General features: G+C 71.4%; 17 protein-coding genes and 1 pseudogene. 9 read left to right on the top strand and 9 right to left on the bottom strand.

Features of this window, described 5'->3' with window-relative positions:
- Positions 1–113 precede the first annotated feature (113 nt).
- The 5 genes and pseudogenes from ACFYZL_RS02380 to ACFYZL_RS02360 form a co-directional block, all read right to left on the bottom strand.
- Positions 114–1,349: an amidohydrolase gene (locus tag ACFYZL_RS02380; RefSeq protein WP_384744717.1), complete on the bottom strand. Its 1,236-nt coding sequence runs from the start codon at positions 1,347–1,349 to the stop codon at positions 114–116.
- Positions 1,350–1,486: 137 nt separating this feature from the next.
- A complete protein-coding gene (locus ACFYZL_RS02375; protein ID WP_388675338.1) occupies positions 1,487–2,680 on the bottom strand; it encodes a hypothetical protein in 1,194 nt (397 codons plus the stop codon).
- Between the two features lie 86 nt (positions 2,681–2,766).
- Positions 2,767–3,678, bottom strand: coding sequence for an N-acetylneuraminate synthase family protein (locus ACFYZL_RS02370; protein WP_388675850.1), 912 nt, complete (start codon positions 3,676–3,678; stop codon positions 2,767–2,769).
- A 417-nt stretch (positions 3,679–4,095) separates the two neighbouring features.
- Positions 4,096–4,449 (bottom strand): annotated as a pseudogene (locus ACFYZL_RS02365) (cytidylyltransferase domain-containing protein); the annotation flags it as partial.
- Positions 4,450–4,460: 11 nt separating this feature from the next.
- Positions 4,461–5,789 (bottom strand): DUF6716 putative glycosyltransferase, encoded by a 1,329-nt coding sequence (locus ACFYZL_RS02360; protein WP_388675335.1) that lies wholly within the window; start codon positions 5,787–5,789, stop codon positions 4,461–4,463.
- A gap of 176 nt (positions 5,790–5,965) precedes the next feature.
- Here ACFYZL_RS02360 and ACFYZL_RS02355 point away from each other — a divergent pair, with 176 nt between their 5' ends.
- Positions 5,966–6,949 carry a glycosyltransferase family 2 protein gene (locus tag ACFYZL_RS02355; RefSeq protein ID WP_388675332.1) on the top strand — a complete coding sequence of 328 codons (984 nt, stop codon included), beginning with the start codon at positions 5,966–5,968 and terminating at the stop codon, positions 6,947–6,949.
- The gene (locus tag ACFYZL_RS02350) at positions 6,949–8,280 is read left to right on the top strand and encodes a polysialyltransferase family glycosyltransferase (RefSeq protein WP_388675329.1); all 1,332 of its coding nucleotides are present in this window, start codon (positions 6,949–6,951) and stop codon (positions 8,278–8,280) included. The genes ACFYZL_RS02355 and ACFYZL_RS02350 overlap by 1 nt, the downstream gene beginning before the upstream one ends.
- A gap of 34 nt (positions 8,281–8,314) precedes the next feature.
- Here the strand turns inward: ACFYZL_RS02350 and leuE are convergent, their stop codons facing one another.
- On the bottom strand, positions 8,315–8,965 hold the full coding sequence (gene leuE / locus ACFYZL_RS02345) for a leucine efflux protein LeuE (protein ID WP_384744650.1): 651 nt from the start codon (positions 8,963–8,965) through the stop codon (positions 8,315–8,317).
- A gap of 60 nt (positions 8,966–9,025) precedes the next feature.
- A complete protein-coding gene (locus ACFYZL_RS02340) occupies positions 9,026–10,609 on the bottom strand; it encodes a methylmalonyl-CoA mutase (protein ID WP_384744648.1) in 1,584 nt (527 codons plus the stop codon).
- Between the two features lie 176 nt (positions 10,610–10,785).
- Between ACFYZL_RS02340 and ACFYZL_RS02335 the strand changes: the two genes are divergently transcribed.
- Positions 10,786–11,658: a peptidoglycan-binding protein gene (locus ACFYZL_RS02335; RefSeq protein ID WP_384744647.1), complete on the top strand. Its 873-nt coding sequence runs from the start codon at positions 10,786–10,788 to the stop codon at positions 11,656–11,658.
- Positions 11,659–11,955: 297 nt separating this feature from the next.
- Here the strand turns inward: ACFYZL_RS02335 and ACFYZL_RS02330 are convergent, their stop codons facing one another.
- Together ACFYZL_RS02330 and ACFYZL_RS02325 are read right to left on the bottom strand one after the other, a co-directional pair.
- Entirely contained in the window at positions 11,956–13,011 is a 1,056-nt protein-coding gene (locus ACFYZL_RS02330; protein WP_384744645.1) for a hypothetical protein, read from the bottom strand.
- Positions 13,011–13,751: an RNA polymerase sigma factor gene (locus ACFYZL_RS02325; protein WP_384744714.1), complete on the bottom strand. Its 741-nt coding sequence runs from the start codon at positions 13,749–13,751 to the stop codon at positions 13,011–13,013. The genes ACFYZL_RS02330 and ACFYZL_RS02325 overlap by 1 nt, the downstream gene beginning before the upstream one ends.
- A 206-nt stretch (positions 13,752–13,957) precedes the next feature.
- Between ACFYZL_RS02325 and ACFYZL_RS02320 the strand changes: the two genes are divergently transcribed.
- From ACFYZL_RS02320 to ACFYZL_RS02295, 6 genes are all read left to right on the top strand, one after another.
- Positions 13,958–14,731 (top strand): 2-oxo-4-hydroxy-4-carboxy-5-ureidoimidazoline decarboxylase, encoded by a 774-nt coding sequence (locus tag ACFYZL_RS02320; RefSeq protein ID WP_388675324.1) that lies wholly within the window; start codon positions 13,958–13,960, stop codon positions 14,729–14,731.
- 152 nt (positions 14,732–14,883) lie between these two features.
- On the top strand, positions 14,884–15,264 hold the full coding sequence (gene sdhC, locus ACFYZL_RS02315; protein WP_376661267.1) for a succinate dehydrogenase, cytochrome b556 subunit: 381 nt from the start codon (positions 14,884–14,886) through the stop codon (positions 15,262–15,264).
- Positions 15,265–15,269: 5 nt separating this feature from the next.
- Positions 15,270–15,749, top strand: coding sequence for a succinate dehydrogenase hydrophobic membrane anchor subunit (locus tag ACFYZL_RS02310; RefSeq protein WP_384744643.1), 480 nt, complete (start codon positions 15,270–15,272; stop codon positions 15,747–15,749).
- A 23-nt stretch (positions 15,750–15,772) separates the two neighbouring features.
- The gene (gene sdhA / locus ACFYZL_RS02305; protein ID WP_384744641.1) at positions 15,773–17,527 is read left to right on the top strand and encodes a succinate dehydrogenase flavoprotein subunit; all 1,755 of its coding nucleotides are present in this window, start codon (positions 15,773–15,775) and stop codon (positions 17,525–17,527) included.
- Positions 17,527–18,285 (top strand): succinate dehydrogenase iron-sulfur subunit, encoded by a 759-nt coding sequence (locus ACFYZL_RS02300; RefSeq protein ID WP_384744640.1) that lies wholly within the window; start codon positions 17,527–17,529, stop codon positions 18,283–18,285. The genes sdhA and ACFYZL_RS02300 overlap by 1 nt, the downstream gene beginning before the upstream one ends.
- A 158-nt stretch (positions 18,286–18,443) precedes the next feature.
- Entirely contained in the window at positions 18,444–18,848 is a 405-nt protein-coding gene (locus ACFYZL_RS02295) for a hypothetical protein (protein WP_384744638.1), read from the top strand.
- Positions 18,849–18,850: the final 2 nt, after the last annotated feature.

Genomic DNA, 18,850 nt, shown 5'->3' with positions numbered 1-18,850 from the left:
TAACGAGTCACACGCCCAACCCTTGTGTACCAAGGGCTGGACGCGTCCGCCGGGAGGCTCGCCGATGGGGTAGGAATTTCGGTTCGGCCCGGCCGTGATCCGGGCCTCACCGGCTACCTCGCGCGTCGGCCGTCGAGCAGGGCGGCGGCCGTGAAGAACTCGACGCCGACCTCGATCGCGGACTCGTCGACGTCGAAATCGCCCCGGTGCAGGTCGCGCTTGGCGAGGTCACCGGGGGTACGGACCCCCAGCCGGGCCATGGCGCCGGGCACGTGCTCCAGGTACCAGGAGAAGTCCTCCCCGCCCAGGCTCTGCTCGGTGTCCTCGACCGACCCGGCGCCGCGGCGGGCCGCCATCGCCTCCCGGAGCAGCTCGGTGACCACCGGGTCGTTGACCACCGGCGGCACCCCGCGCACGTGGTTGATCTCGAACTTCGCCCCGTGCATGGTGGCGACCTCGTCGATGGCCGCGTGGATCATGTCCGGGGCCTCGTGCCAGGCGGCGAGGTCGAGGCACCGCACGGTTCCGGACAGCTCGGCGTGCATCGGGATGACGTTGCAGGCGTGGCCGGCCTCGATCCGGCCCCAGGTGATGGACATGCCGGAGCGGGCGTCCATGCGGCGGGCCAGCAGCGCCGGCACGTCGACGGCCACGCGGGCGGCGGCCGTCACCAGGTCGGTGGTCAGGTGCGGGCGGGCGGTGTGCCCGCCGGGGCCGGAGAGCGAGACCTCCAGCCGGTCGCAGGCCGAGGTGATGGGTCCGGGCCGCAGACCGATCTTCCCGGCGTCGACCCGGGGGTCGCAGTGCACGGCGATGATCCTGCCGACGCCATCCAGCACCCCGGAGTCGATGGCGTCGGTGGCCCCGCCCGGGAGCACCTCCTCGGCGGGCTGGAACAGCAGCCGCACGGGGCGGGGCAGCAGGCCCTGGCGGTCGAGCTCGGCGAGGACCAGGCCGGCGCCGAGGACGACGGAGGTGTGCACGTCATGGCCGCAGGCGTGGGCGCGGTCCGGGAAGGTCGACCGGTACGAGACGTGCGTCTTGGCATCCGGGATGGGCAGGGCGTCGATGTCCGCGCGCAGCGCCAGCATGGGACGAACGCCATCCCAGGTGCCGACGTCGCAGATGAGTCCCGTGCCGGACTTCAGTACCCGTGGTCGCAGGCCGGCTTTCTCCAGTCGGGCCTTGATGGCGGCCGTGGTCCGGAATTCCTGGTGCCCGAGCTCGGGATGCATGTGCAAGTCCCGGCGGAAGGCGATCAGTTCGGCACGCAGGTGGTCCGGAAGCTTGCCGGGCAGCTCGGAGCGATCGGACGCGGCGGGCTGGGCGGTCTGGGACTCGCGGGACATCAACTGGTTCACCCGTTGAAGCCTAGGCGCACGGATGGGTCAACTGGCTGGGTATCGACAAAAGTTCATGCCGTTAGGGGAAAGATTCCCGGCCTCTGGACGCATGACCGGGCGGGCTCGCGGGTACACTCGCACGCTCATCCGGCCGCGGGTGCCGCCTGAGCAGGAAGTCTGTGCACATCACGGGCGGTGTCGGTGACTCCCGCGAGGAATCCGCGGGCCCGCGGCGAGGCGGCGGCGCTCAACCACTCCGGGTCCACATCGCATACGGCAACGGTGACTCCGGTGCCGGCCAGGGCGTACGGCAGCGTGTGCACGACCGTGGAGGGGAAGCTGACGATGGTCCGGCCGACGGGGCCGCGCCGGGCGATCAGCTCCAGCGGCAGGTCCGGCCGTACGATCTCCAGCCCGGTCGCCTCGCTCAGCGCGCGCAGCTTCTCCGCGGATTCCCTGCGGTGGGCGAAGTAACGGGTGGCGCCGTGCTCGCGGGTCAGGACGCGCACCGCCTCCAGGTAGTGGTCCGGGTCCACCACGCCGGTCTCCACCAGGGAGGTGCCGACCAGGTCGGTGCCCTTGGTCAGGCGCGGCGGGCCGAACCGGTCGCGGGTCCAGGCGAAGTCGTTGAGCCGCAGGGCCATGCCGCCGTGCGGGGTGACGGGCATCGAGGTGAACACCTCGACGGTGCGCCCGCTGCCCGCGGACGGGGTGAAGCGGCGCCGGGCGGTCGCCGAGACGGGCGCGTACGCCAGCTCGCGGACGCGGGCCGGCAGTCCGCCGCCGCCGACGCGGTGCCAGCGGACGAGGCGTTCGCCGCGGGCGGTCTGGGCGACGAACTCCATGGTGGCGGTGCCGTCGTCGACCACCACGAGCTCCTCGGCCCGTACGAGGGTGAGCAGCAGCTGCACGTAGCGGGAGAAGGGGTCGCCGACGACGACGGTGCGGGCGGCGCGGACGTCGCCGGCCAGTGCCGCGAGCGCCTTGAAGGGCGCGAGACGGCCGCCGCGCGCCTCCTGCCAGCGGACCTCGTGCCCCTCGTCCCGGGCCAGCGCCGCCATCCGGCGCAGCTGGCCGCGGGACATGGGGTCGGTCGGGGGCAGTACGACGATCCGCAGGCCCCCCTCGGCCCCTGCGGGCGTCTTCGGCGAGGCGGGCGCGGGCGTCGGGTCGGCCGTCCGGGCGCGGCCCGTGCCCTCCCGGCCCGGCTGGTTGGGGATGGCCGCGAGGAGGCGTCCGCCCTCCGGGGCGGCGCCCCGCGCGTGCGCCCACTCCAGCACGTTCAGCAGTTGGACCGGGCTCTCGACAAACGCCAGGGTGGAGGCGGAACGGGGCACGTCGTACTCCTCGTCGGGGGGACGGAACCTCTTCGCGACGGACCGGGCGGAAACCGGATGGACCGGGCCGGCCGGCCGGGCCGGGGTCAGACGGTGGCCAGGTCTCCCTGGACGCGGCGGAGCTTCTTCATGGGCCCGAGCTCGGACTCGTAGACGCGCTTGACGCCGTCGCCGAGGGCGGTCTCGATGGTGCGGATGTCGCGGACCAGGCGGGTGAGGCCGCCGGGCTCCACGGAGGCGGCCTGGTCGGAGCCCCACATCGCGCGGTCGAGGGTGATGTGGCGCTCGATGAAGGTGGCGCCGAGGGCGACGGCGGCGAGGGTGGTCTGCAGGCCCGTCTCGTGGCCGGAGTAGCCGATCGGGACGTTGGGGTACTCCTCGCACAGGGTGTTGATCACCCGCAGGTTGAGCTCTTCGGCCTTGGCCGGGTACGTGGAAGTGGCGTGGCAGAGCAGGATGTTGTCGCTGCCGAGCACCTCGACCGCGTGGCGGATCTGCTTCGGGGTGGACATGCCGGTGGAGAGGACCACGGTGCGGCCGGTGGCGCGCAGGGAGCGCAGCAGTTCGTCGTCGGTGAGGGAGGCGGAGGCCACCTTGTGGGCGGGGACGTCGAACTTCTCCAGGAAGGCGACGGCCTCGGTGTCCCACGGGGAGGCGAACCAGTCGATGCCGCGCTTGGCGCAGTGCTCGTCGATGGCGCGGTACTCGGTCTCGCCGAACTCGACCTTGCGGCGGTAATCGATGTAGGTCATGCGGCCCCAGGGGGTGTCGCGCTCGATGTCCCACTGGTCGCGGGGGGTGCAGATCTCCGGGGTTCGCTTCTGGAACTTGACGGCGTCGCAGCCTGCTTCGGCGGCGGCGTCGATGAGGGCGAAGGCGTTGCCGAGGTCGCCGTTGTGGTTGATGCCGATCTCGCCGACGACGTAGACGGGGCGGCCGGGGCCGGCGGTGCGCGGGCCGAAGCTGCGGTGGCGGGGGTCGGCGAGGGTGGAGGTCATGGCAGGAGGCGTCCTTCGGTGCGGGGATGTCCGGTGCGGGGGTGTCCGGTGCGGGGGTGTCGCGTGCTGCGGGGGTGTGGGCTGCGGGTCGGGTCGTGCCGCGTCCTCGTCGAAGAGGGGTGCGAGGAGGCGGGCACGGGCCAGGTCGTGCGGGTCGTCGATCTCCAGGACCCGGGCCGGGTCGGTGGCGACGGGCAGGGTCCGGCCGAAGAAGCGGTGGCGGGCGACGCGGAAGCCGGCGGCGTCCATCGCGTAGGCGGCGCCGGTCTCCAGCAGGTCCTGCGGGCGGTCCTGGCGGCGGGGGCGGTGCGCCTTGTCGTGGTTGACGCCCGCCGCGGAGCCGTCGGCGTCCGCCCGCCACAGGAATCCGTGGAAGGGGGCGGTGGTGAGGGCCGAGTCGGCGGCTCCCGTGGCCACGGCGGCGGCGACGGACTCCACTTCGCCGGGGGTCAGGAAGGGGCTGGTGCACTGGACGAGGAGGACCACGTCCACGGTGACGGAGTGCAGTTCCTCGAAGGATTCGAGGGCGTGCAGGACGGCGGCCTCGCTGCTCGCGGTGTCGCCGGAGATCGCGGTGGGGCGGGAGATGACGTCGGCGCCGGCCGCGCGGGCGGCGGCGGCGATCGTCTCGGAGTCGGTGGAGACGACCACGTCGGTCACGGTGGGCGCGGAGCGGCAGGCGCCCACGGCGCGGGCCACGAGCGGTACCCCGCCCACGGGGGCGGTGTTCTTCCCGGGGACTCCCTTGGAGCCGCCGCGCGCCGGGATCACGGCGAGGACCCTCACAGCTCCCCCAGCCGGCGGATCGCCGGGGCCACGCGCTGCACCCCGTGCCGGTACGCCCCGCGGGCGGCCTCGCGCAGGTACGAACGGAGCCGGCGGCGCAGCCGGGACTCCCCCGCGGTCTCCCGGACGGCGCCGGGCTGCGGGGTGCCGTCGGGCCGCAGGTGCTGCCGCGCGAGGATCCCGGGCAGGTACCCGGGGGCGGTTTCGAGCGTGTAGTACGGCGCGGGGGCGGGCAGCGCCGGCTCGGCGAGCAGCGCCGCGATCCGGTCCCGCGCGGCGGCGTACGCGTCGTACGGCGCGTCCGAGGCGGGGACGGCCGGGGGGCGGACGCCCTGGGAGCGCAGCCAGTCCGGGTCGCCCTGCGGGAGCAGCCCGGCGTCGAGCTGGTCCCACGAGGCCAGGCAGCCCGAGCCGAGGAAGTGGTGGTTGCCGAGGGCTTCGCGGATGCCCAGGTCGGTGAGGACGGCCGTCGGGACGCCCCGGTGCAGGGATTCGAGGGCTGCGGTGGAGGAGACGGTGACCAGCAGGTCGGTGCCGTCCAGGACCTCGCCCATGTTCCCGTAGACCAGGCGGCAGTTGGCCGGCAGCCCGCCCGGGATCCGCTCCGCGAGCCGCTGGTAGGGCTGTTCCTCCAGGTGCGTGGTGTGTTCGCCGGGCTTGCTGCGCAGCTTGATCAGCACCTCGCGTTCGGGGTGCAGCCGCGCGTGCCCGGCGGCCCGCTCCAGCAGGTACGCGCGGTCGGCGCGGCTGTCGGGGACGGAGGGCTGCACGGCGAAGACCACCGTGTGGGCCCGGCTCCCGGCCCGCTCGTACGGGGCTCCGCCCAGGAAGGGCAGCGCGGTCTCGGTGACGGCGCCGGCGTCCGCGCCGACCCCCTCGTACACGGCGCGGAAGCGCTCCGCGTCGTGGCGGGAGTTGGCCAGTACGAGGTCCGCCCCGTGTCGCAGCAGCAGTCCGTCGGCGAGCTTCTCGTACACGACGCCCACGTACCCGGTGACGAACACGGGCCGCCGCGCCGGGTCCGGCCACAGGGCGCGGGCCCCGTGCAGGACGGCCTGGACGGCCCCGCCGACGAGGGCGAGGACGACCACGTCGTACCGCTCGCGCCCGATCTCCGCGAGGAATTCGGCGCAGGTCACCTCGGACAGCCGGTCGGCCCGTACCCCCACCTCGCCGAGCTGGCGCGCGGTGGGCGTGGCCCGGCCGCGCAGCAGGTATCCGGTGAGGTCGTGGTCGTCGGGCACGAGACGGCGGGCGGTGAGCGCACCCCATTTCCATCGCGTATCGGAATCGGCGAGTACGGCGACGCGTTTGCGGATCGACACGCCGCAGAAGCTATTCCGCGAATTGAGTGATCGGCCCAACGAACGCACAACAGCGGGTTAACAACGCATCGACTGAATGCGAAACCGGGCGGGTTAACACGCCTGCCGTGCGTCGTTCACATGGAATACGCGTCCGGGCCATGATGAATGCCGGGCGCCGCCCTAATGTCTCGGAGGTGCCCAAGCTCTCTGTTGTCGTGCCGTTCTACAACGTGCAGACATACGCACCGGATGCCCTGAAAAGCCTCGCCCTCAACGCCCGGGACGATTTCGAGTTCGTCCTGGTGGACGACTGCTCCACGGACGGGACGCCCGCTCTGCTGGAGCGCGCGGCGCGCGAGCTGCCCGGTGCGGTGCACGTCAGGCACGAGCGGAACGGCGGCCTGGCGACCGCGCGCAACAGCGGTCTGGACGCGGCGCGCGGCGAGTACCTCGCGTTCCTCGACGGGGACGACTGGCTGGCTCCCGGCCACCTGGCCCGGATGCTGGCCGCCATTGAGGCTCTGAGCTGCGATTTCATCCGTACCGACCATGTGAAGTGCACCGGCAGGGCGCGCAGTGTGCAGCGGGTCCCCTACGGGCCGCAGGGGGTGGTCGCCGATCCGCGGACCGCGATCCTGCCGGCGGACCGCGCCACCTCGGTGGACTATCCCTACGCCTGGGCCGGGATGTACCACCGGCGACTGCTGGACAGCGGCCTGCTGCGGTTCACCGACGGGCTGCGGACGGCGGAGGACCGGCCGTGGATCTGGCGGCTGCACCGGGAGGCGGAGTCGTTCGCCGTGGTGGGACTGCCGGGCGTCTTCTACCGGCGCGGAGTTTCCACCTCGCTGACGCAGATCGGCGACGAACGGCAGCTCGATTTCATCAAGGCATTCGACGAAGTCCTGTCCGACGTGCGGGAAGACCGGGAGTCGGAGCTTTTTCTCCCGAAAGCCGTACGAACATATTGCGCCATTATCGCGCACCATTTCGGTTCCATCGGGAGGTTCGAACCGGCCGTGGCCAGGAAACTCCGTTCGATGAGCGCGGCCGCGCTCGGACGCATGCCCCAGGACGTACTGGACCGGGTCCTGGACTCGATGGACGCCGAACGCGCCGCCGTCCTGCGCCGCGTCCGGGGCGGCCGCCGCCGCGCCCTGGCGGGGGCGGCCTCCTGATGCCCACGCAGCTCTTCCTGGCCTCCACCCTCTACGGCGCGGCCACGCTCGTCGCGGGCATCGACGCCGGCTCCTTCCCGCCCGCGGGCCGGCGGATCCTGCTGACCAGCAACCATGCCGTCGCCGCCGAGGTCACCCCCGGGGTCGCCGACGCGCCGGGCTTCGCGGTCCTGCGTTCGCGCTTCGACGAGGTGCTCGACTGGAACGAGGTCATCGCACCTCAGCACCCGAGCTCCTGGGCCCCGCGCCCGGAGGACGTCCCGCTGTGGGAGCGGCAGCTGCGCGCCCTGTGGGGGCTGGGCGAGGACCGCGTCGAACTGATCGTGGAGTCCCTCCAGGTACCGCCCGCGCAGACCCTGTGCCGGCTCTTCCCCGGCGCGGCGGTCGACGTCTACGCCGACGGGCTGATGAGCTACGGGCCCACGCGGTTCCGGCTCGACCCACAGCTGGGGATGCGCGTACGACGGGTGCTCCACCTGGACCTCGTACCGGGGCTGGAGCCGCTGCTGCTGACGGAGTTCGGGGCCCGGGCCGAGCTGGTGCCGACGGAGGCCTTCCACAAGGTCCTGGCCGAGCTGGCGGAGCCCGCGGCGGACGCGCCACCGGGAGCCGCGCCCGCTCTGCTCCTGGGCCAGTACCTCTCGGCGCTCGACCTGATGAGCCCGGACGAGGAGGAGGAGCTGCACGTCTCGATGGTCCGGGGCGCGCACGCGCTGGGCCACACCGAGCTGGTCTTCAAACCGCATCCCGGCGCCCCGGCCGCCTACTCCCGCCGCGCGGAGGCGGAGGCCGAGCGGCTCGGCGCCCGGATCACCGTGGTCGACACCCCGGTCCTGGCCGAGACCCTCTACCGGCGGCTGCGCCCGGCGCTGGTCGTCGGCTGCTTCTCCACCGGACTCCTGACCGCCGCCACGCTGTACGGGCTCCCGGTGGCCCGGACCGGGACGGACGCCATACTGGCCCGGCTGACCCCGTACCCGAACAGCAACCGCGTCCCGCTCGTGCTGGTGGACTCCCTGCTGCCCGACCTCGCGGACGCCGGCGCCGTGCGCTCCTGGACCTTCCCCGCGCCGGAGCGGGTGCGGGAGGAGACGACCGGACTGCTCACGGCCGTCGGCTTCACGATGCAGCCGCAGATGCTGGCCGGGCGCCGGGCCGACGCCGAGGCCTATCTGGCCCGGCACCTGACCCCGCGCACGTGGCGGTACTTCACCCGCCGCCGGCTGACCGGCCTGGGCCTGCCGGGCGGCATCCCCGCCCGACTGGCGTTCCTGCCGCGGAGCCGGGCGGTGCGCCGCGTGGCCCGGCGGCTCAAGCGCGTACTGGGCTGACGGCCCCCGCCCGGGCGGGCTCGGCCCGGCGGGCTCAGCCGGTCGCGAGCTTGGCCGCGAAGCCGAGGAACAGCACGCCCGCCGCCGAGGTGGCCCCGGCCGACAGCCGCTTGCGGCGGCGGAAGGCGTCCGAGAGGCGCGTGCCGCCGAATATCAGCGACGTCAGGTACAGGAAGCTGCCGATCTGCAGCAGGCCGCCCAGCAGCAGGAACGACAGCGCCGGGTAGGCGTAGGACGGGTCCACGAACTGCACGAAGAAGGACATCAGGAAGAGGATGGCCTTCGGGTTGAGCATGCTGATCAGCAGCGCCCGCCGGTAGGGCCGCTCGCGCTCGCCCGCCTCCGCGGGCGCCTCCTCCACCGCCTCGGCCAGCTCCGCGCGCGTGCGCCACAGCGTCCAGGCACCGCGCATCATGCCCACGGCCAGCCACGCCAGGTACCCGGCGCCCAGGACCTTCACCACGGTGAACACCAGCGGGCTCGCCTTGAGCAGCGCCCCGGCGCCCAGGGCCGTCAGCAGCATCAGCACGGCGTCGCCGGTGAACACCCCGGCGGCGGCCTTGTAGCCGGTGCGCACCCCGCGGCGGGCGGCCACGGACAGCACGTAGAGCGAGTTCGGGCCCGGCAACAAAATGATGAGCACCAGGCCGGCGAGATAAGTCGGAAGATCGGTCACACCCAGCATGTGCAGGAGTGTCCCACAGGTACGCACCTGACGGTCCAGTGCCCGCTTTGAATCGTTACGTCACCAAGTGGAATCGACGGGTTCGTACGTACCCCAGACCTCCCGCAGCGCCCCGCACACCTCCCCCACCGTGGCCCGTGCCCGCAGCGCCTCCTTCATCGGGTAGAGCACGTTCTGCGTCCCGGCCGCCGCCTCCCGCAGGGCGGCGAGCGCCGCCCGGACCGCGGACCCGTCCCGCTCCGCCCTCAGCCGCGCCAGGGCCTCGCACTGCCGGGCCTCGATCGCCGGGTCCACGCGCAGCGGCTCGTACGGCTCCTCGCGCTCCAGCGCGAACCGGTTGACCCCGACGACCACGCGCTCCCCGCCCTCGGTCTCCTGCGCGATGCGGTAGGCGTTCTTCTCGATCTCGGCCTTCTGGAAGCCGTTCTCGATCGCGGCCACCGCCCCGCCCTGGTCCTCGACCCGGCGCATCAGCGCGAGCGCCGCCGCCTCCAGTTCGTCCGTCATCCGTTCCACCGCGTACGACCCGGCGAACGGGTCCACGGTGTGCGGCACGTCCGTCTCGTACGCGAGGACCTGCTGGGTGCGCAGCGCGAGGCGGGCGGACTTCTCGGTCGGCAGCGCGATCGCCTCGTCGAAGGAGTTGGTGTGCAGTGACTGGGTGCCGCCGAGGACCGCCGCCAGCGCCTGCACCGCGACCCGTACGAGGTTCAGCTCGGGCTGCTGCGCCGTCAGCTGGACGCCGGCCGTCTGCGTGTGGAAGCGCAGCATCAGCGACTTCGGGTCGCGGGCCCCGAACTCCTCGCGCATGACGCGCGCCCAGATCCGTCGGGCGGCGCGGAACTTCGCGACCTCCTCCAGGAGGGTGGTGCGGGCGACGAAGAAGAAGGAGAGCCGGGGCGCGAACTCGTCGACCGCCATCCCGGCGGCCAGGGCCGTTCGGACGTACGCGATCCCGTCCGCGAGGGTGAAGGCCACTTCCTGCGCGGGCGAGGCCCCCGCTTCGGCCATGTGGTAGCCGGAGATGGAGATGGTGTTCCACTTGGGGATCTCGGCCCGGCAGTAGCGGAAGGTGTCGGCCGTCAACCGGAGCGAGGGCCCGGGCGGGAAGATGTACGTCCCTCGGGCGATGTACTCCTTCAGGACGTCGTTCTGGACCGTCCCCGTCAGTTGCGCGCCCGAGATGCCCTGCTCCTCCGCGACCAGTTGGTAGAGCAGCAGGAGCAGCGCGGCGGGAGCGTTGATGGTCATCGAGGTGGAGACCCGGTCGAGCGGGATCCCGTCGAACAGGACCCGCATGTCGTCGACGGAGTCGACGGCGACGCCGACCTTGCCCACCTCGCCGTGCGCGAGCGGGGCGTCGGAGTCGTGCCCCATCTGGGTCGGCAGGTCGAAGGCGACGGACAGCCCGGTGCCGCCGCCCGCGATGAGCTGCCGGTACCGGGCGTTGGATTCGGCGGCCGTTCCGAAGCCGGCGTACTGCCGCATCGTCCAGGGTCGGCCGGTGTACATGTTCGGGTAGACCCCGCGCGTGTACGGGAACCCGCCGGGCTCCCCGAGGGCCTGGGCGGGGTCCCACCCCGTCAGGTCGCCGGGCCCGTAGACGGGTTCGATGGGGATTCCGCTCTCGGTGTGCGCCGTCACGTGCGACCTCCGTGGAACTACCGGGTCCAGGACTGGTACAACCGTCCCGCACATGTCCTCGAAAGGTTGCGGACGGCTCCTGGTCACAATGGCGCAACATCCCCGGACGCAGTGCAACTCTCCACGCGCGTCAGGCATCACCTACATACACGACCGTAGAAACCGGGGGACCGCTCATGCACCGCCAGAGAGTCATAATCCGCACGCTCGGGATCGCCACCGCCGTCGCGCTCGCCGCGACCGCCTGCGGACCGCAGAAGTCGGAGTCGGCAGGCTCCTCCTCCTCGGTCTCGTCTTCGCCCACGGCGGGTGCCACCCCTGAAGCCTCTCCCTCCACGGACAACAAGCCGGGCGACGCCTCGCCGTCGGCTTCCGCCTCCGCTTCCGCCTCGCCCTCGGCGTCCGCCACGCCCGCGGTGAAGGCGATCATGGCCAACGGCGACGAGAGCGACCAGATCCGCGAGCTCCAGGCGCGGCTGAAGCAGCTCAAGCTGATGTCGGTCGCACCGACCGGTTTCTACGGGTCGAAGACGACGGCCGCGGTCAAGTCCTTCCAGTCGAAGAACGACCTGACCGCCAGCGGTTCGGTCGACGAGGCGACCTGGCAGAAGATCCAGAAGCTGACGAAGAAGCCCACCGAGGACGAACTGCGCCCGCCGACCACCAACGAGGTCGACGCTCCGGACCCGCGCTGCATGACGGGCCGCGTGATGTGCATCAGCAAGGAGAGCCGCACCCTCGCCTGGATGATCGACGGGAAGATCGTCTCCACCATGGACGTGCGCTTCGGCTCGGAGAACACTCCGACCCGCGAGGGCGAGTTCAAGGTGGACCGCAAGGAGAAGGACTGGGTGTCGACGATCTACCACACGCCGATGCCGTACGCGATGTTCTTCAGCGGCGGCCAGGCGGTGCACTACTCGGCGGACTTCGCGGCCCGCGGCTACGCCGGCGCCTCGCACGGCTGTGTGAACGTCCGGGACAAGGGCAAGCTGTCGGCGCTCTTCGCCCAGGTGCAGACCGGCGACAAGGTCGTCGTCTACTGGTGAGTCCCCGTGGCGTCCGGCCGGCCGGACGCCAGGTGGACGCGGCCCTGCCGGGCGGATCCGGCCGGGCCGCTTTTGCGTGCGTGCCGGGCCGTGCGGGCCGGACCGGTGCGTGCCGGGCCGTGCGGGTCGGGAAGTAGAGGGCGCGGGCGGGGCCGGGGGAACGTGCCCCGCCCGCGCCGGTTGCGCAGAGCCCAGGGGTACGGGGGGAACCCCGGCTCATGCGCGGCCGATGACCAGTCGGCTCGTTATGTACTGCGCCGCCGCATCGAAAAGTGTTACAGCGGGCCGGTACGAATTTCAGCCGATGCCGGGAGAGCCGCCGTCGGGGCGGGCCGGGGCCGTGGTCCGGGGCTTCACGGGGCCGTCCTGAGCCGGGGAGTTCCCGCGCGGACCGCCCGGGGTGACCCCGCTCAGCAGCGAATCGCAGTAGACCGGAATCCGGGAGACCCCACGGGCCAGCAGCGAGAGCCGGTCGCGGCGCTCGATGGTGAGGCGGCCCGCCCGGTACTCCCGGCACAGGTCCGCGGCCTTGAGGAGGACGTCGCCCTGCCCCTGGCCCTGCCCGTTGCGGTCCTTGTCCCTGTCCTTGTCCTTGGCGCCGCCCTCGGTGCCGGGGGTCTCCCGACCCCCGGTCGTGCCACCGGTCTCGCCGTCCCGGGTGTCCCGGTTGTCGCGGGTGTCGCGCCCCGGGCCCCCCGTGGCGGAGCCACCCGACGAATTTCCGCCAATCGCGGAGCCGCCCCAGGAAGTGAACCCGTCGGATCCCGGAGCCTGCGTCCCGCCCGAAGGCGTCGCCGGAACGGCGCCGTCGCCCCGGTGCGGGGTGGGCCGGACCTGCGGGGAGTGGGTCGGGGCGCCGGTGCCGATGCCCTTCGCCGCGTCCTCGTCGACGCTGACGGACGCGGCCGGTCCCGGTCCCGCCACGTCGTGCCGGTCCTGGCCCAGCAGTCCCGCGGCCGCGGCGGCGGCCAGTCCGCCGACCGTGACGCTCGCCAGGGCCGCCGCCAGGCCGAAGCGCACGGCCCGGCCGCGCCGGACGGCCTGCGGGCGCTCGTACCGGACGAGTTCGACGAGCGGTTCCACGACGTCGGCCCGCGCCGCGGCGGATCCGATGGCGCCGGCCGTGCCCGCGGCGCGCGCGGCCCGGAAGGCGGCCATCGCCGCGGCTTCACCGACGTGTGCGCCCTCGGGGACCTGCGGCCGGGCGAGGGAATCGAGTGCGGCGCGCAGCCGGGCGGCTTCGGCCCGGGCGCGGAGGTCGGCGGCCGGTCCCAGGGGTTCCAGAGGTTCACCGCGCAGCAGTTTTTCGGCCGCGGCTTCGTCGAGCCACCGCCTGTCGCGCTCGTCGGCCATCACATGTCCTTCTGCGTCCGCCAACGTGAATGCGTCACACCGGTTTGCTCCACGAGGCCCCCACCGCGGCCGCGTTGCGCGGGAACGGCGTCGAGATCCCTCCTGCCCCCGCCGCCCCGTGGCCGGCCACCGGCATTATGGCCGACGGTGATCCCGAGGTCCGCGTCGGGAGGGCCCCCGCCGTCGCCGTCCTGCGCGCCGAGCAGTTCGGCGAGCTTCTTCAGCCCCCGGTGCGCGGCGGTGCGCACGGCGCCGGGGCGCTTGCCCAGGGTCTCGGCGGCGCTCTTGGCGTCGAGTCCGACCACGACCCGCAGCACGACGGCCTCGGCCTGGTCCTGGGGGAGCTGGGCGATCAGGGCCATGGTCGAGCCGGTGGAGAGGGACTCCATGGCGGCGGAGGCGGTGTCGCACTCGGCGGCCCAACCGGTCAGCTCGGTCTCGTCGCCGCCGATGGCGGGGCGGCGTCCACGCATGCGGATGTGGTCGAGGGCCCGGTTGCGCGCGATGCGGGCGGCCCAGCCGCGGAAGCGGTCGGCGTCGCCGGTGAAGGAGTCGAGGTCGCGGGCGATCTGCAGCCAGGCCTCGGAGGTCACGTCCTCCGCGTCGCCGTCCCCGACGAGCGTGCGTACGTATCCGAGCAGGCGTGGGTGCACGGCGCGGTACACAGCACGGAACGCGTTCTCGTCGCCGTCCTGTGCCGCGAGCACCGCGGCGGTCAGCTCCGCGTCGTCCCCCAGCAAAGTCCCCAACCCGTTCAACGTCCTGTCCGTGTGGCGCAAATCAGCACGTTACGGCTTTCCGCACCCCTCGTCCATGTGTTGTACAACCTGCAACCATTCCTGCGCGGAGCGAGGTGTGACACAAAACGCACTCGGGGCGCTGACAGGAGTACGGGCTTGTCGCACGAGCCCGTGACGGATGGCGACCGGGGCCTCTCCTGTGGGGGGTGGCGGCCTCGGTCGTCCTCCACCTCTCCCAGCACGTGAGACGTACGGCCGCCACGGACACCACGTGGGCCACTCTCGCCGCTCCGCTCTCCCACGTCATCCTTTCGGCTCACTTCCTCGCGAAAAGCTCGAATGGGTACGACACTCCCGGCCCGGCGTCGATAGCGTGGCGGGTACACCCGCGTCGCGTCCCGAGGAGCCCCCCGCTGTCCAGCCACCTTCCGGCACAGGCCCGCGGCTGCTCCGATCCTTCCCACGGCTCCGGGCTGGCGCGGTTCAACGCCCTCTCCCCCGACGCCGCCCGGGCCGTGCTGCTGCACTGCTGCGGAAGCCGGCGCTGGGCCCACCGGGTGGCCGCCCACCGCCCGTACCCCGACGTCGACGTCCTGTTGGCCGCCGCGGACGAGGCCTCGTACGACCTCTCGCAGGCGGACCTGACGGAGGCGCTGGCCGTCGAATGCCCGGCCCAGCTCGGGCGCGGCTCCCCGTACGCGGCCCTGCTGGCGCTCGACGCGGCCAACGCGGAGTACGAGCGCAAGTTCGGGCACGCCTTCGTGATCAGCCTCGACGAGCACCCGCCGGAGGAGCAGGCGAACCAGCTGCTGGCCGCGATCCGGCACCGGATGGGGCACGAGGTGGACGAGGAGCGCTCCATCTCCGCCGACGAGCTGCGCCGCCTCGCGCAGACCCGGCTGGCCGAGCTGACACGCCGACTGACCTCTCCCGATGGGGTGGCTGCTGTCGAATTCGGGCTATTTGCTCCTGTGGGATAGCCCGTCCGTGCCTGTTTGATCACACCGGCGGACCCCGGGCGAGGGAACCGACAAAGCGTCGCTACGATGTCCGGGGCCGGTGGACCGTACCCGGCCGGGCCCGACCGACAAAGAAGCCGGCTGGCCCCCGCCCCGCTTCCGGAGGGTTTTCCGTGCCGGCTGGAACGTTGTACCGCGGCCGGGAAGGAATGTGGTCCTGGGTGGCTCATCGAGTCACCGGCGTCCTCATTTTCTTCTTCCTGTTCGTACACGTCCTCGACACCGCTCTCGTCCGCGTCTCCCCCGAGGCGTACGACGATGTCGTGGCTACCTACAAGACTCCGATCGTCGCGCTGCTGGAGTACGGCCTCGTCGCCGCCATCCTGTTCCACGCGCTCAACGGTCTTCGTGTCATCGCCGTGGACTTCTGGTCCAAGGGCCCGCGCTACCAGAAGCAGATGCTCTGGACCGTGGTGAGCGTCTGGATCGTGCTGATGGCCGGGGCCGTGTACCCCGTCCTGAGCCACGCCTACCTCGAACTGTTCGGGAAGTGACACGCATGAGCTCTGACACTTCTTTCGAAAAGGTCGGTTCCGTGGAGGGCGTCTCCCTCTACGACGTCGACAACCCGGCCCCGTACATCGAGGCCCCGCGCAAGCGCACGGGCAAGACCCCGCGCTCGACCCGCGGCAACTTCGAGATGGCCGCATGGCTCTTCATGCGCCTCTCCGGCATCGTCCTCGTCGTCCTGGTCATCGGCCACCTGCTGATCCAGCTGGTGCTCGACGGCGGCGTCTCCAAGATCGGCTTCGCCTTCGTGGCCGGCCGCTGGGCGTCCCCGTTCTGGCAGGTCTGGGACCTGCTGATGCTGTGGCTGGCGATGCTGCACGGCGCCAACGGTCTGCGTACCGTCGTCAACGACTACGCGGAGCGCGCCAACACGCGGCTGTGGCTGAAGGGCCTGCTCTACACCGCCACGGTGTTCACCATCCTTCTGGGCACGCTGGTGATCTTCACCTTCGACCCGAACATCCGCTAGGCAACGGGGCTGAGGCGAAACAGATGAAGATCCACAAGTACGACACCGTCATCGTCGGCGCCGGTGGCGCGGGCATGCGCGCCGCCATCGAGGCGACGAAGCGCAGCCGCACCGCCGTGCTGACGAAGCTCTACCCCACCCGCTCCCACACGGGCGCCGCGCAGGGCGGCATGGCCGCCGCGCTGGCCAACGTGGAGGACGACAACTGGGAGTGGCACACCTTCGACACGGTCAAGGGCGGTGACTACCTGGTCGACCAGGACGCCGCCGAGATCCTGGCGAAGGAGGCCATCGACGCGGTCCTCGACCTGGAGAAGATGGGCCTGCCGTTCAACCGCACCCCGGACGGCACCATCGACCAGCGCCGCTTCGGCGGTCACTCCCGCAACCACGGCGAGGCGCCGGTCCGCCGGTCCTGCTACGCCGCGGACCGCACGGGCCACATGATCCTCCAGACGCTGTACCAGAACTGCGTCAAGGAGGGCGTGGAGTTCTTCAACGAGTTCTACGTCCTGGACCAGCTCCTGGTCGAGGAGGACGGCGTCAAGAAGTCGGCCGGTGTGGTCGCGTACGAGCTCGCCACCGGCGAGATCCACGTGTTCCAGGCCAAGGCCGTCATCTACGCCTCCGGCGGCACCGGCAAGTTCTTCAAGGTGACCTCCAACGCGCACACCCTCACGGGTGACGGCCAGGCGGCCTGCTACCGCCGCGGCCTGCCGCTGGAGGACATGGAGTTCTTCCAGTTCCACCCGACGGGCATCTGGCGCATGGGCATCCTGTTGACGGAGGGCGCCCGCGGTGAGGGCGGCATCCTCCGCAACAAGGACGGCGAGCGCTTCATGGAGAAGTACGCGCCGGTCATGAAGGACCTCGCGTCCCGTGACGTCGTCTCGCGCTCCATCTACACGGAGATCCGTGAGGGCCGCGGCTGCGGTCCCGCCGGTGACCACGTGTACCTGGACCTGACGCACCTTCCGCCGGAGCAGCTCGACGCGAAGCTCCCGGACATCACGGAGTTCGCGCGCACCTACCTGGGCATCGAGCCGTACACGGACCCGATCCCGATCCAGCCCACCGCGCACTACGCCATGGGCGGCATCCCGACCAACGTCGAGGGTGAGGTCCTGGCGGACAACACCACCGTCGTGCCGGGTCTGTACGCGGCCGGCGAGGTCGCGTGCGTGTCGGTGCACGGCGCGAACCGCCTGGGCACCAACTCGCTGCTGGACATCAACGTCTTCGGCAAGCGCTCGGGCATCGCGGCCGCGGCCTACGCCCACGCCAACGACTTCGTCGAGCTGCCGGAGAACCCGGCGCAGCAGGTCGTCGAGCTGGTCGAGCAGCTGCGCAACTCCACGGGCAGCGAGCGGGTCGCGGACCTGCGCCTGGAGCTCCAGGAGACGATGGACGCCTGCGTGATGGTCTTCCGTACGGAGCAGACCATCAAGACCGCGGTCGAGAAGATCGCGGAGCTGCGCGAGCGCTACAAGAACGTGTCCGTCCAGGACAAGGGCAAGCGCTTCAACACGGACCTGCTGGAGGCCATCGAGCTGGGCAACCTGCTCGACCTGGCCGAGGTCATGGCCGTGTCCGCCCTGGCGCGCAAGGAGTCCCGCGGCGGTCACTACCGCGAGGACTACCCGAACCGCGACGACGTCAACTTCATGCGCCACACCATGGCGTACCGCGAGGTCGGCGCCGACGGCAAGGACTCCGTCCGGCTGGACTACAAGCCCGTCGTCGTCACCCGCTACCAGCCGATGGAGCGTAAGTACTGATGGCCACCCCCACCCTGGACAAGGTCGAGGCCGAGGCCGCGGCCTCGCACAACATCACGGTCACCTTCCGGATCCGCCGCTTCAACCCCGAGGTTTCGGACGAGGCGCAGTGGCAGGACTTCCAGATCGAGATCGACCCGAAGGAGCGCGTGCTCGACGGTCTCCACAAGATCAAGTGGGACCTCGACGGCACGCTGACCTTCCGTCGCTCGTGCGCGCACGGCATCTGCGGCTCCGACGCGATGCGGATCAACGGCAAGAACAGGCTCGCCTGCAAGACGCTGATCAAGGACATCAACCCGGAGAAGCCGATCACCGTCGAGGCCATCAAGGGCCTCACGGTGATGAAGGACCTCGTCGTCGACATGGAGCCCTTCTTCCAGGCGTACCGGGACGTCATGCCGTTCCTGGTCACCAAGGGCAACGAGCCGACGCGCGAGCGCCTGCAGTCCGCCGAGGACCGCGAGCGCTTCGACGACACCACCAAGTGCATCCTGTGCGCCGCGTGCACGTCCTCGTGCCCGGTGTTCTGGAACGACGGCCAGTACTTCGGCCCGGCGGCGATCGTCAACGCGCACCGCTTCATCTTCGACTCGCGTGACGAGGCCGGCGAGCAGCGGCTGGAGATCCTGAACGACAAGGACGGCGTGTGGCGCTGCCGCACGACCTTCAACTGCACCGACGCGTGCCCGCGTGGCATCGAGGTCACGAAGGCGATCCAGGAAGTCAAGCGCGCGCTGATCACGCGCCGCTTCTGATCCCCTGACGCGCCGAGGCCCGTACCCCTTCCCGGGGTACGGGCCTTTCGCGTTTCCGGGGTGTTCCGGAGCGCCTCCCACGTTCGCTTGAACTTGTTCAAAAAAGGGCCTACAGTCATCCTCGTCAGCAGTTGAACACGTTCAAAGGGGCTGGGGCTGTGGACCTCAACGTCGTCGCATACGTCATCTACCTGGGCATCAGCATCGGTCTCACGGTCTGGGTGGCCCGCACGCTCAGCCGCAACGGCCGCGTCTTCATCGGCGACGTCCTCGCCGGGAACGAGAAGCTCGCCGATGCCGTCAACCAGCTGCTCGTGGTCGGTTTCTACCTCGTGAACATCGGCTTCGTGACCCTGTTCCTGCGCTCGGACGTCGCCATCGAGACGACCCGCGAGCTCTTCGAGGCACTGTCGTTCAAGCTCGGCATCGTCCTGCTGGTCCTCGGGGTCATGCACCTCGGCAACGTGTACGTGCTCAACAAGATGCGCCGCCGCGGGATCATGGAGCGGCAGCAGACCCCGCCGCTCGCCCCCCAGGGGTGGACCGCGCCGGCCGGGGCCTGACC

Source organism: Streptomyces sp. NPDC001717, assembly GCF_042892775.1.
Lineage (GTDB): Bacteria > Actinomycetota > Actinomycetes > Streptomycetales > Streptomycetaceae > Streptomyces.
This window is presented reverse-complemented; position numbering and strand designations above follow the sequence as displayed.